Here is a 12016-nt window from a genome sequence, read left to right on the forward strand (position 1 = left end):
AAAGCAGCCTAAGCTGCTTTTTATGACATTTTCCAGTCAGATTAGTACTCAGATTAGTACTCAGATTGCCACTCTGATGACGTCTAATTCCGAGGCGAAGTTACAGACCCTTTAGGATCTCATCGCTGAGTTTCAGGTCGTCGTTGCGATTCACATTCACCCCGGCGGCGATGATGTTCTTGGCGATCTCCTTGGCCTGCTCCAAAGAGTGCATCTCATAGGTGCCACACTGGTATTCGTTCAGCTCAGGGATCTCAGACTGCTGCTTGACCTTGAGCACATCTTCCATGGCGGCCAACCAACACTCGGCCACTTCGGCCTCCTTCGGCGTGCCGATGAGGCTCATGTAGAAACCGGTGCGACAACCCATGGGCGAGATATCGATGATCTCGACACGATCGCTGTTGAGATGGTCACGCATAAAGCCGGCAAAGAGATGCTCCAGGGTATGAATGCCGCGCTCGCTCAGGATCTCCTTGTTGGGCACGCAAAAACGCAGATCGAAGACGGTAATGGTATCGCCCTTGGGGGTGGTCATCGTCTTGGCGACGCGAACGGCAGGGGCGTTCATGCGGGTATGATCTACGGTGAAGCTATCGAGTAACGGCATTATTATTCTCCCAAAATGGTGATGCTCAAACTATCTACTTGCCAACATACTGAGCACCAGTATGGCGTGCGGTGGCAGGGCTTTCCCTCGCTCCGCGATAGACCTACACAATATGCGGTAGGTACCGGGGAAAGTAAAGTGAACTTAGCTCAAGGCCTTAATACCAAAAAACCACAGCGGCGGTTACCCACTGTGGTCTTTGTATGGCGCAATCGTATGGGTCATTAGGGCCGATTGCTAGGGTTGAGCCCTTACACCTTTAGCCGTTACGCTTTTAGCCCTTACATTTGGGCGAGTTAGGCACCTGCACCTCTTGGTCCCACTCTTCGGGCGTAAAGGTGTGCATAGACAGGGCATGCAGCCCGGCGTCGAACTGCGCCTTGAGCGCCTCGTTGACTGCTCGATGACGACCGATGAGACGCTGGCCCTCGAATACGGCGCTGGCGACGATCACCTTAAAATGGGTCTCTGAATTTGGCGGCACATGGTGGTTGTCGCTCTCGTTGATCACCTCAAGATGCACAGGGGCTAAGACTTGGGTGAGCGTATCGATTATCTGCTGTTTTACTGACATGGCTATCGTCTCTATCGAATAGAAAACTTAAGTGGCCGCAGAGTACTGTGAGTGGCAACAAAGATCAACTCTCCATCACCCAGACTCCGCAGGCGATCACTTAACCCACAGCCCTTGCCTCTAGCTTAGGTCAGGCTGACTCTGGCATCTTGGGAGACGTTTTCCAACAGCTCGATAATGCTGTCGCCGCTGATCTCATCGGGCACGGAAACGGCCAACTTGGCAGAGAATACCGTCTGTCCCAGGGTAGAGACATGGACCCGGTTGCACTCCATCTGCTCCACCTCGAGATCCAGGTTAGAGAGGATATCGACGATCTCCCGCGTCAGCCCCGGCCTGTCTGAGCAGTCCACATTAAATCTCAGGCTGCGGGTGTGTTCGCTCAATACCTCGGCCATGTCGCTGAAGCTAAAGACAAGTTCGGGGAACTGCTGCACAAAATCGGCCTGCAGTGAGGCGACCTTATCCCCGGCGATCGCTACCTTCATCAAGGCGGCAAACCAGGCATCCATCTTGATCACCTTGCTGCTTAACCACTCGCCACCCGCCTCGCGGGTCAGATTAGCCATCGCCTTCACCACCCCAGGGGTGACAATACCCGTTACCGTGGTCACGAACATCTTATTCATAAGCAACTCCTTCTGGTGGTGATAGGGTCACACAGACATTGTGCGACACACCTGCTCACGATGAGAATAAAACTTTCATCCCTGCAAAGGTGAGAGCTAGCTTACACTTCCCGCCTCGGCGCGATCACTTTACCCCTGATGAAAGTGTGGAATTAAATGCCGATAGGTCAAGTTTAGCCTAGGCTGGGTTACCTTGGCTCGTTTGGGCAGCGCATGTTGCCAGCTCGACTGCATGGGCCAGTGCATGATCAGCAGATCGCCGCTATTGAGCATCAGCTCGACCTTGGTGTTACTCTGAGTATGACGCAGAAAGAAAGAGCGACTGGCCCCGAGTGTCACTGAGGCGATATCCGAACCCGGGACGATCTCGGCCTCATCATCGCTGTGCCAGCCCATGGTATCGCCGCCGTCACGATAATGGTTGACCAGCACGCCATTGCTTACCAGGCCAAAGTCGCGCTGCAGTTTCTGCCGCAGGCGCAGGGCATACTTGGGCCAGGGCTCGGCGCGAATGAAGAGGCCGGAATAGAGATAATCGCAGCCATCGTCGCCAAACCATACCTGACGTCTGGGGATGGGATGGGTGCGGCCAAAGAGAGTGATCTCTGGTCGGCTGAAGGGATAATGCTCGGCCTCATCAAGCAAGGCGCCTTGCTGGGCCTGATTGAGATACCCAGGGATCAGGGTAATAGTCGGCCTAGGAGTCGGTTGATTGTCAGCCCCTACATCTTTGGCCTCGTCGCCAATATCTTCAAACCCAAACCCTTGCTGTTGCATCTGTCGCTTCCTACTCGCCTAGTCACCTAACTCACACATCGCCAGGCATATACCTCGCGGAGCAAATCTGCGATAATCGCCGCCCCAATTTTCAAAGTAGCAGCCTAGCCATGACAACTCAATTCTCCGTTGCCGATATCGAGCTGAGTCTCTCCCGTTATCCCGCCAATCAGGTCTCTAACCTGCAGGCCTGGGACGCGGCGGACGAGCACCTGATAAAACACCTAAAGGAGATTGAGCAGAAGGCTGATAACACCGCCGTCATCAACGACAGCTTCGGCGCCCTGTGCGCCGCCCTCACGGCCCAGGCGGCCGACTGGCCTATCTGGGTCGAGACAGATGCTAAGACGAGTCAGCTAGGCACACTGCAAAACTTCCACGCTAATCGGCTAAGCGATAGCAAGCTCACCTGGCTCAACAGCCGCGAGCTGCCGCCCCAAGGCATAAACTTGGTGCTGATGAAGCTGCCGAAAAATCTCAACTACTTTATCCACCAGCTGCAGCGCCTGTCTCAGTCGCTAGCGCCCAACACCCCTGTGTATATTGGCGCCAAGGCCAAGTCGATCAATAAGGCGCTGCTGGAGACCATCGCCAAGCATCTGGGGCCTGCCAGCGCCAGCCTGGCTTGGAAGAAGACCCGGGTGATCACCTGTATCGCCGACGGTAAACCAAGGCCCTTGCCGAGCGAGGTGACCTGGCCGGTGAAGGAGTTTAACCTCAGCATCAGCAACCTCAGCAATGTCTTCGCCGCCAACAAGCTGGATATCGGCGCCCGCATCATGCTGGACAATCTGCCTGAAGGCCAGTTCGACACCATAGTGGATCTCGGCTGCGGCAACGGCATCCTGGGGCTGCGGGCCAAGCAGTGTTATCCGAACGCTGAGGTTCATTTCGTGGATGACTCAGAGATGGCCATCACCTCGGCGAGACAAAACTGGCAGGCGAACAAGCTCGATAATCCTGAGCAGCCACAAACTCAAGGCCACTTTCACTGGGACGACTGCCTGACCCACCTGGGTGATGAGGTGAAACCGGATCTGGTGCTCTGTAATCCTCCCTTTCATCAGGGCGAGGCTATTACAGATCATATCGCCTGGCAGATGTTTTTAGACGCCTTCCACCAGCTCAGGCCTGGCGGCATGTTGCAGGTGGTGGGCAATCGTCATCTGGGTTACCACGTCAAGCTCAAGCGGATCTTTAAGAACTGCGAAACAGCCGCCTCTAACGGCAAGTTTGTGATCTTGCGGGCCATCAAGTCAGCGAAAGAGCCGGTAAAACCGGTTAAAGATGTGAACGAGCCAGACCACCAAAGCTGATGGTTCGGCCAGCAGGCCGAATCTGACCAACTAGTCACTTGACCAGCGCGTAACTTAACTTGCGGACACAAAAAACAGGGCCTGGGCCCTGTTTTTTTTATGAGTGAAGCTTAGCGGTTAGTCAGACACTACTTCCCTCTAGATCACCAAGCGATTCTTTTATTAACCTTGCTTTTATTAACCTTGCTTTTATGAGGCAAGCTTACGCTCGGGCTCGGCATCAGCAATCTCATCTTGCGGCTCGGGCGCCGCCGGCGGCGCAAACATCAGGGCAAGGCGCTGCTTAAAGCTTAGCCCAGGCGCGAAGGCCTCGCTAAACATCGCCTTCCACTCGCTAAAGGTAACCACCAGCGGGTTAAAGCTGTTCACCGGCTTAGTGATGCCGTACTCCACCGTCTCCTCTTCCTTTACATAGGTGCCAAACAGGCGATCCCAGATGATCAGCACGCCGGCGTAGTTCTTATCTATATATTGGGGATTGCGTCCATGATGCACCCTATGGTGGGACGGGGTGTTAAACAGCCACTCCAGGGGCCCAAGGGTCTTGATCGCCTGGGTATGGACGAAAAACTGCAGTCCTAAGTTAAGCAGCACGACAAACACCACCCAGTTAGGATCGAAGCCGACCACCACCAGTGGCAGCCAGAAGATCCACATGCCGGCAAAGGGGTACATCAGGCTCTGCCGAAAAGCGGTGCTGAAGTTCATGCGCTCCGAGCTGTGGTGCGCCACGTGGGCCGCCCACATCCAGCGCACCCTGTGGCTGGCGCGGTGGAACCAGTAGTAGCAAAAGTCCTGGGCGATGATAAGCGCGATAAAGCTGCCCAGTCCCATCTGAATATCCAGCAGACGCCAGTCGAACGCCCACAGATAAAGCTTGGCGATCAATAGCCCGGTGAGAATATCCACTCCCTGATGCAGGCCCGCCAGGGTAAAGTTACACAGCACCTCGGGCAGATAATAGCGGGCATTATCGGGCAGGCGACCGCGACGATCTCCCAGATACCACTCGGCCAGGATACAGACAAAAAACAGCGGCGCCAGCACCAGTAACAGCACCTCGGGGTGCGCGATGAGTGAATTAAAATCCATCTAATTATTCCTTTATATTCCCTAAGTTACTTCCTAAGGTATTTCCTAAGTTATTTCCTAAGCACGCCCTACCAGCGGGCAAAGTCCCTACCAGCGTGCAAAGTGATCTTCGGTTAAGCCAAGCAGATTATCTATGTGGTGAGTACGCCCAAGGCCGTCGCGGATCTCGCCGTCGAAATAGCCCAGATACTGCCTGAAGTTGCTCTTCAGCAGCCAGAGATTGAGCTTCTCCTGGCGGCGATTCAGCGGGCGGAAGTTGAGCACCACCCGGCCGTCCTGGGAGCTTATCTGCCAGCTGGCATCGTCATGTTCTTGGGGCGCGCGGCTAAAGGCAAAATGCACCGGTCCCAGCAGATGACGCTCGCCATTGACCCAAAATACATTCTCGTTGCAGCCGGTCTCATTCACCCCCGCCGCCAGGTTTAGGCCGAGCAAATCATCCCCCTGATAGCCATTGATACTGGCCCAGCGCCAGCTGGTCTCACGGCGCATATAACCGGCGGAAAAATCATAGCCCGCCAGGGCACGGTTGAGGGGCTGTGGCTCATGATGAATGGTGAGGCCGCCGCCTACCTTGAGGCCGTTGTGCTTCTGGGTATAGGTCCAGCCGCTATAGCCTGTCGGGTTGCACATGGCCATGGGCAGGCTAAGGGGCATAGGCGTGAGTACCAACTCGGCCTTGATCTGCGCCGTGTCGACATTAAGCTGCCATATTCCGTCGGCTATCTCTATGGTCACCTTCCCTTTGCCGCTGGCAAGCTGCGCCCGGCCATTCCAGGGGGAGTCTGCCAGCTGGCAGCCCATGGCCAGGGGCTTGAGCCAGGTGGTTTCCACCAGCTGATTGGCCTTGATGTCATAAAGGTAACAGAAACCTGTGCCTGCGTAGCGGATATCGGCGATGGCGACCCCAATCACGTACCTTGGTGTCACCACAGAGACAAACTGAAACTGCTTGAAATGAAAATGCCGAGCGAGATGACTGGCGGGCCTGTCCATCACATTGGTATAGCGAAAGTGCTCCAGGCCAAAGGATTTGATCGGGCCATCGAAGTGACCATATTGCACCTGGCCCGAGTTTGAGATCAGGCTATCCGGCGCCCCCAGGGTCTGCACCGCGCCGGATTGAATATCCATCTTCATTGCTTGTTATCTTTCTTATCTTTGTTATCTGGCTGACGGCCACTTGGCCGCGCCTTTTTAGTGGAATTTTTACTCTAACGCTTTCTGGTTTAAGTTAAAACCCCGGCGAGCAACAAAGCCTTAACAAACAGGTCGCCCACTGGCATCCAATGAGGATTCTGGTATGCTGATGCCACCTTTTTTACAGCATGATTTTCCGCTATGAAACGATTTATTCCCATCATCGCCTGTGCTGGCCTGCTGTTTGGCTGCGCCTCTCATACGCCGACCCATATGGCGCTCAATCCGCAGCTGCCTGCGATTGAATCTCAAGGGGTCCCGGCCAAGCCCATCGCCATCGAGATGATAGATACCCGCTCGGCAAACTTTATTGCCCGCTTTAATAATGAAGGGGATGCCGCCAGGCTGGTGAGCCCATCTGAGTCACCCCGTCGTCAGCTGGAGCAGGTGTTTCGCGACGGCTTTACCAAGGCGGGATATCGCATCGACCCAAGCTCGGTGAACCATATGCAGCTGCAACTGGAAAAGCTGCTGACCGACGTCAGCAACACTACCTTCGGCTATCAGGCGACCAACGATATCATCATCAATGTGATCGCCAGCAACGAAAGCAAGACCTTTACCAAGCGCTATACCGCCCGTAACCTGGTGTCGGGTCCCTTTAGCGCAGACTTTGCGACCCTGGAGCTGTCAGTCAACGATCTGCTCGGCGATCTGACGGCAAAGATCATCAACGACCCCGAACTCAATCAGTTCATCCAACAATAACTAAGATAAGGAAGTTCACATGAGAATCTGGCTTGGCGCCCTACTATTACTCGCTTTTTCCGGCCTGGCGCAGGCACTGGACATTCAGAGCGACACCATCTACCCCAAGGTCAAACTGGAAACCACCATGGGTAATATAGTGGTCGAGCTGGATCGTAAGCGTGCCCCGATCACGGTAGATAACTTTCTCACCTATGTGGTCAAGGGCCACTACGACAACACCCTGTTTCACCGCATCATCCCTGGCTTCGTGGTGCAGGGCGGCGGCCTCAATCCCAAGCTGGAAGAGAAGCCCTATGGCAAGCCTATCGTTAACGAGTCGGGCAATGGCCTGAGCAACGGCCTGGGCACGATCGCCATGGCCCGCGAAGACGATCCTCACTCGGCGACCGCCCAGTTCTACTTTAACGTCGGCGACAACAAGCGTCTGGATCCCTCTAAGCGTCGCTGGGGTTACGCCGTCTTCGGTGAAGTCACCGAGGGGATGGAAGTGCTGGAAGCCATGGCCGAAGTAGAGACGCAGATCAATACCAAGCTGGGCTGGCCCGACTTCCCGGTGCAGCCGATCATCCTCAAGAAGGCGACCCTGCTACCTAGGCAATAGATGGTGTCTGCTGGCTTGAAAAACCTATAAGGCTTTGCATTCATTCAAAATTAATGGCACTTTAATTCAAGATTGATGTTTCTTTCATTAAAGTGCCATAAATCAGAACATTAAATTTTTTATCTCAGACAACTGGCGTTCAATCCACTGGCTATACTTAGGCCTGTAGTAGCAAGGAGGCGGACGATGACACCCAATGAGTTCATCGATAATAAAGCGCCCCAGCTGGCTCAATATGGAAAAGCGTTTTTAAATAATCAACTCGATTTCAATGAGATCCAGCTTTACTTATGGGACACCCTTGAAGAGTGGGCACAGTTCAATCATCAGGGTGATGCGCAAACCGATATCGAGCGAGTGTTTTGGCACTTGATACACGCCTTCGACAGGTGGCCCGACTGGACCATACGGGGCAATCAGTTCTTGCGAAAGCAGATAGACGATTGCTGCGATTTTCTCAGTCTCGGTGGCACCTGCCCAAGTTGTTGTGTCGGTACCAGGCCAAGCTCAATGTCATAGCGACTATCTTTATTAAGATAAGTCGAAAAAAAGCCAAGCTCAGTCTTTCGGGACTGGGCTTTTTTCATGACGGATTTTTCACTTTTTATTTGCGGCGCCAGCGTTTAAGCTAACCCCACCTAGCCTGACAACGCCGACTGCTATTTTGATTGCATCCCGAGTTTCCCGATTGCGAGACGCCCTCACCATCTATTTTCACAAGCGGGTATTGATCCTGCTGTTTCTCGGCTTTTCCGCCGGCCTCCCCTTGATGCTGGTGTTCTCCACCCTCTCCTTCTGGCTGCGGGAAGCAGGCATAGATCGCACCGCCATCGGCTACTTCAGCTGGATAGCCCTCGCCTATGGCTTTAAGTGGGCCTGGTCGCCTTTGGTGGATCGCATGTCGCTGCCCCTCTTCACGCAAATATTAGGACGACGCCGCGGCTGGATGCTCTTCGCCCAAATGCTGTTGGTGGTCGCCATCTTAGGCATGAGCCAGAGTGACCCCCTGGCCGACCTGGAGCGCCTGGCGCTATTCGCCCTCATGGTCGCCTTTGCCTCGGCCACCCAAGATATTGTGATCGATGCCTTTCGTATCGAATCAGCGCCGCAGAAGATGCAGGCCGCCCTCGCCGCCGCCTATCAGGTGGGCTATCGTAGCGCCATGATTGTCGCCACCGCCGGCGCCCTGACCATTGCCGCCTGGGTCGACCCCAATAGCGAGAGCTATGATCTTGCCTCCTGGCAAACTGCCTACCTAGTCATGGCGGGCCTGATGTTTATCGGTATTTTCACCACACTATTGAGCCCCGAGCCCAAGGTCGAGGCCAAGGAGGCGGACCAGATAGAATCAGACCTGAAGCATAGCCTATCTGAGCGCTACCCCAGGCCCGTGGCCGCCGCAGCCTCTTGGCTCTATACCGCCAGCATACTGCCCTTCATCGATTTCTTTAAGCGTTACGGCCGCAGCGCCATACTGATCCTGCTACTGATCTCCTGCTACCGGATCTCGGACATCGTCATGGGGATCATGGCCAACGTCTTCTATGTGGACATGGGCTTCTCTAAGACGGAGATAGCCACCCTCAGTAAGGTGTATGGCTTAATCATGACCCTGGTGGGCGCTGGCGCCGGCGGCATGCTGCTGGCCCGCTACGGCACCATGAAGATCCTCTTCTTAGGCGCCTTCATGGTGGCAGTCACCAACCTGCTCTTCGCCTATCAGGCGATGATCGGCTACAACCTAGAGCTATTGACTGTGGTGATCTCCATAGACAACTTCAGCGCCGGCGTCGCCACCGCCGCCTTTATCGCCTATCTCTCCAGCCTGACCAGCAGTGGCTACAGCGCGACTCAGTATGCCCTGCTCTCCTCCATCATGCTGCTGTTTCCCAAGTTTGTGGCGGGCTTCTCGGGCCAATATATCGATGCCTACGGCTATGTGAACTTCTTCGTCGCCGCCAGCGTCATCGGCTTCCCTGTGCTGGGGCTGATTGTCTTGGTGCAGAAATACGCCCCCCATCCCAACGGCGACGAGCAGGCCGAGTCTCTGGACTCACCTAATGGCCAGCAGGCGAGAGACCAGTAGGCAAGAGGCTAGCACCCAAAGCTCACTCGTCTCGATAACAGGCAATAAAAAGCCCCGCTCATCGGCGGGGCTTTTTATTCAAATCTTAACGCTTCTTAAATTGAAGCAGGCGAGATTTAGTCTCTGAAGTTATTGAACTGGAACGGCTGGCCCAGATCCGATTCTCGGGCAATCGCCATCACCGCCTGAAGATCGTCACGCTTCTTGCCAGTCACTCGAATCGAGTCGCCCTGAATGGCGGCCTGCACCTTAAGCTTGCTGTCTTTAATCAGCTTCACCAGCTTCTTGGCCACCAGGCTGTCGATCCCCTCTTTAAAGGTCACCTTGAGCGAGAAGGTCTTGCCACTGTGAATCGCTTTCTCGGCAACATCCATAGAGGCTGGGTCCACGTTACGCTTGCTCAATTGATTGCGCAGCATGTCGACCATCTGCTGGCACTGGAAATCAGACTCAGATGACAGAGTCACCTGATGATCTTTATAGGAGACTTCGCTCTCGACACCGCGAAAATCGAAACGGCTATCCAGTTCGCGGCGCGTATTGTCTACCGCGTTACGCAGTTCAACTTCGTTTACTTCCGATACGATATCCATCGAAGGCATATTTATCATCCTCTATTTAGGGCCTGTTGATCTTTGCTGTTTGTTTTTGCAGCAGTTTGCAGGTGATTTATACAAGGTAGAGCCTGTGTCGTGTAGTATCCTACACAAACTGGCGATAACGCCGTAGAAATGGCCTACAAACGCTTCCCAACGGGTTCATCTAAACGCGTGCTGCAATTCACATAGAGTAACTATGCTTCATAGCTCTCGCCTCGCGCAAAACGCGTTTAGAATGAACAAAAATTAAACTTAGAAGTTCAACAGGCCCTAACCACTTTATCTGCCCGCTAGTTTACCCGCTCGGGCCTGTGAGCGCCAAAAATTCTTAATATTACAACAGGCGTTTCTTAATGACTTTAAGATGACATTTTCCTATGATTGGGCAAAACCACTTAACCTAAACGACCCGTGAATTCTCGAAAAACCTTTTTTAAGATAGCGCTTCTTCTTGCCATCATAGTGATCAGTTACCTGGTATTCTCCCGCCCTAACTACCCACAAGTGATCCCGCACATGGATAAGCTTGGCCATCTGGGCAGCTTCTTCTGTCTGGCGCTATTGACCCATCTCGCCTTCGAGCCTAAGTGGTACAGCCTGGCAGGCATACTGGCCGGCTATGCCCTCTTTATCGAACTGGTGCAGTCGCGCCTGCCCTATCGCAGCGCCTCCAGCGCCGATTTCATCGCCGACATGGTGGGTGTGTTGCTGTTCTACTTCGGCCTCTGGCTCTACCGCCGCTATATTAAGGCCGCCGTGATCGGTAAAACCCGGGCTAAGACCCAGTCATGACGACAAGTGATATGACTCATACGGGTAAGATAGTGATCCTGGGCGCCGGCGCCATAGGTCAGCTGATCTTCCACCAGCTATCAGCCTATGGACTCTCGCCCGCGCTGCTGGGTAGAGACGCAAGCGCGGATAGCCAGACGCTGGAATTCACCAATCTCGAAGGCGAGACAATTAAACGCCAGGCGCAGTTTATCGACAAATCAATGCTGGCCAGCTGCGAGCTGCTTATCGTCTGCGTCAAGGCCTATCAGGTCGAGGCGGCCCTGCTACCATTATTAGATGCCCTCCCGACCGATGCCCACATACTCTTGCTGCACAATGGCCTGGGCCCACACCTTAGCGTGGCGCCCCATCTAGCAGGTCGCGGCCTAAGCCTTGGAACTACCTCCCAAGGCGCCCTGAAACTGGGGAGGTGGCAGATCAAACAAACCGGTGCCGGGCTGACCCAAGTTGGTCACGCTCAGGGACCGAGACTTGCGGACAATTTGCGCCAAGCGCTGCTCGGGGCGATCCACAACAGCGAGTGGTGCGAACCGATTCTGCCCATGCTGTGGCAAAAACTCGCCATCAATATCGCCATCAACCCACTGACCGCCATCAACGACTGCCGTAACGGCAAGCTAGCCGGTGCTGAATTCGAACCATGCATAGCTGCACTTGTCCAGGAGGTGGTTGCCGTGGCAAACGCCGATGGGATAGCACTGGAGCAAGCGCAGCTGACCGAGCGCGTCTATCAGGTGATCCAGCTTACCGCTAGCAACTACTCCTCCATGCATCAGGATATCCACCATGGCCGCCAGACGGAGATAGAGGCGATCACCGGCTACCTGCTGAGCCGCGCCGCCGAGCACGGCATAGCCACACCGGCCAACCAGGCCATCTACCACCAGCTAAAATCTCTCGAGCGGGGCGACTAACTCCGAGCATTAAGCGGTGCAATAACCGACTCTCTAGCCAGCTCTCTAACCAGCTATCTAGTCAGCTCTCTAACCAACTCTCGAGTAAGCTCTCTAACCAAGCATGGGCAGG

Annotated in this window: 14 protein-coding genes; 7 read left to right on the forward strand and 7 right to left on the reverse strand. The window is 54.4% G+C overall.

What is annotated here, in order from left to right; all coding sequences use genetic code 11:
* Positions 1-100: 100 nt before the first annotated feature.
* The 4 genes from luxS to K0I31_RS15010 form a co-directional block, all read right to left on the reverse strand.
* Positions 101-610, reverse strand: a complete 510-nt coding sequence (gene luxS, locus K0I31_RS14995; RefSeq protein WP_011866679.1) for an S-ribosylhomocysteine lyase — start codon at positions 608-610, stop codon at positions 101-103.
* Positions 611-884: 274 nt separating this feature from the next.
* Positions 885-1184 carry a BolA family protein gene (locus tag K0I31_RS15000; protein WP_144203703.1) on the reverse strand — a complete coding sequence of 100 codons (300 nt, stop codon included), beginning with the start codon at positions 1182-1184 and terminating at the stop codon, positions 885-887.
* A gap of 125 nt (positions 1185-1309) precedes the next feature.
* Positions 1310-1813, reverse strand: coding sequence for an ACT domain-containing protein (locus K0I31_RS15005; protein WP_011866681.1), 504 nt, complete (start codon positions 1811-1813; stop codon positions 1310-1312).
* 129 nt (positions 1814-1942) lie between these two features.
* The gene (locus K0I31_RS15010) at positions 1943-2590 is read right to left on the reverse strand and encodes an alpha-ketoglutarate-dependent dioxygenase AlkB family protein (RefSeq protein WP_220078892.1); all 648 of its coding nucleotides are present in this window, start codon (positions 2588-2590) and stop codon (positions 1943-1945) included.
* 110 nt (positions 2591-2700) lie between these two features.
* On the opposite strand from K0I31_RS15010, the gene K0I31_RS15015 reads away from it, so the two are divergent.
* The gene (locus K0I31_RS15015; protein ID WP_220078893.1) at positions 2701-3906 is read left to right on the forward strand and encodes a methyltransferase; all 1206 of its coding nucleotides are present in this window, start codon (positions 2701-2703) and stop codon (positions 3904-3906) included.
* Between the two features lie 189 nt (positions 3907-4095).
* Here the strand turns inward: K0I31_RS15015 and K0I31_RS15020 are convergent, their stop codons facing one another.
* Complete coding sequence (locus K0I31_RS15020) at positions 4096-4998, reverse strand: sterol desaturase family protein (protein WP_220078894.1); 903 nt, start codon at positions 4996-4998, stop codon at positions 4096-4098.
* An 87-nt stretch (positions 4999-5085) separates the two neighbouring features.
* On the reverse strand, positions 5086-6138 hold the full coding sequence (locus tag K0I31_RS15025) for a DUF2804 domain-containing protein (protein WP_220078895.1): 1053 nt from the start codon (positions 6136-6138) through the stop codon (positions 5086-5088).
* A gap of 201 nt (positions 6139-6339) precedes the next feature.
* On the opposite strand from K0I31_RS15025, the gene K0I31_RS15030 reads away from it, so the two are divergent.
* From K0I31_RS15030 to K0I31_RS15045, 4 genes are all read left to right on the forward strand, one after another.
* Positions 6340-6906 carry a YajG family lipoprotein gene (locus K0I31_RS15030; RefSeq protein WP_220078896.1) on the forward strand — a complete coding sequence of 189 codons (567 nt, stop codon included), beginning with the start codon at positions 6340-6342 and terminating at the stop codon, positions 6904-6906.
* Between the two features lie 19 nt (positions 6907-6925).
* Positions 6926-7510 carry a peptidylprolyl isomerase gene (locus K0I31_RS15035; RefSeq protein WP_011866687.1) on the forward strand — a complete coding sequence of 195 codons (585 nt, stop codon included), beginning with the start codon at positions 6926-6928 and terminating at the stop codon, positions 7508-7510.
* 186 nt (positions 7511-7696) lie between these two features.
* The gene (locus tag K0I31_RS15040) at positions 7697-8029 is read left to right on the forward strand and encodes a hypothetical protein (RefSeq protein ID WP_011866688.1); all 333 of its coding nucleotides are present in this window, start codon (positions 7697-7699) and stop codon (positions 8027-8029) included.
* Positions 8030-8174: 145 nt separating this feature from the next.
* A complete protein-coding gene (locus tag K0I31_RS15045; protein ID WP_220078897.1) occupies positions 8175-9596 on the forward strand; it encodes an AmpG family muropeptide MFS transporter in 1422 nt (473 codons plus the stop codon).
* A 116-nt stretch (positions 9597-9712) separates the two neighbouring features.
* Here the strand turns inward: K0I31_RS15045 and K0I31_RS15050 are convergent, their stop codons facing one another.
* Positions 9713-10198, reverse strand: a complete 486-nt coding sequence (locus K0I31_RS15050) for a YajQ family cyclic di-GMP-binding protein (protein ID WP_011866690.1) — start codon at positions 10196-10198, stop codon at positions 9713-9715.
* Positions 10199-10606: 408 nt separating this feature from the next.
* On the opposite strand from K0I31_RS15050, the gene K0I31_RS15055 reads away from it, so the two are divergent.
* Together K0I31_RS15055 and K0I31_RS15060 are read left to right on the forward strand one after the other, a co-directional pair.
* Positions 10607-10987, forward strand: a complete 381-nt coding sequence (locus K0I31_RS15055; RefSeq protein ID WP_011866691.1) for a VanZ family protein — start codon at positions 10607-10609, stop codon at positions 10985-10987.
* Positions 10984-11904 (forward strand): ketopantoate reductase family protein, encoded by a 921-nt coding sequence (locus K0I31_RS15060; RefSeq protein WP_220078898.1) that lies wholly within the window; start codon positions 10984-10986, stop codon positions 11902-11904. Before K0I31_RS15055 ends, K0I31_RS15060 begins: the two co-directional genes overlap by 4 nt.
* The last annotated feature ends 112 nt before the right edge of the window (positions 11905-12016 follow it).

Source organism: Shewanella spartinae, from assembly GCF_019457555.1.
GTDB lineage: Bacteria > Pseudomonadota > Gammaproteobacteria > Enterobacterales > Shewanellaceae > Shewanella > Shewanella loihica.

What these genes read in the sequence shown, in the direction of transcription:
- luxS (WP_011866679.1), bottom strand. Translation starts at nt 610, where the DNA reads ATGCCGTTACTCGATAGCTTCACCGTAGATCATACCCGCATGAACGCC.
- K0I31_RS15000 (WP_144203703.1), bottom strand. Translation starts at nt 1,184, where the DNA reads ATGTCAGTAAAACAGCAGATAATCGATACGCTCACCCAAGTCTTAGCC.
- K0I31_RS15005 (WP_011866681.1), bottom strand. Translation starts at nt 1,813, where the DNA reads ATGAATAAGATGTTCGTGACCACGGTAACGGGTATTGTCACCCCTGGG.
- K0I31_RS15010 (WP_220078892.1), bottom strand. Translation starts at nt 2,590, where the DNA reads ATGCAACAGCAAGGGTTTGGGTTTGAAGATATTGGCGACGAGGCCAAA.
- K0I31_RS15015 (WP_220078893.1), top strand. Translation starts at nt 2,701, where the DNA reads ATGACAACTCAATTCTCCGTTGCCGATATCGAGCTGAGTCTCTCCCGT.
- K0I31_RS15020 (WP_220078894.1), bottom strand. Translation starts at nt 4,998, where the DNA reads ATGGATTTTAATTCACTCATCGCGCACCCCGAGGTGCTGTTACTGGTG.
- K0I31_RS15025 (WP_220078895.1), bottom strand. Translation starts at nt 6,138, where the DNA reads ATGAAGATGGATATTCAATCCGGCGCGGTGCAGACCCTGGGGGCGCCG.
- K0I31_RS15030 (WP_220078896.1), top strand. Translation starts at nt 6,340, where the DNA reads ATGAAACGATTTATTCCCATCATCGCCTGTGCTGGCCTGCTGTTTGGC.
- K0I31_RS15035 (WP_011866687.1), top strand. Translation starts at nt 6,926, where the DNA reads ATGAGAATCTGGCTTGGCGCCCTACTATTACTCGCTTTTTCCGGCCTG.
- K0I31_RS15040 (WP_011866688.1), top strand. Translation starts at nt 7,697, where the DNA reads ATGACACCCAATGAGTTCATCGATAATAAAGCGCCCCAGCTGGCTCAA.
- K0I31_RS15050 (WP_011866690.1), bottom strand. Translation starts at nt 10,198, where the DNA reads ATGCCTTCGATGGATATCGTATCGGAAGTAAACGAAGTTGAACTGCGT.
- K0I31_RS15060 (WP_220078898.1), top strand. Translation starts at nt 10,984, where the DNA reads ATGACGACAAGTGATATGACTCATACGGGTAAGATAGTGATCCTGGGC.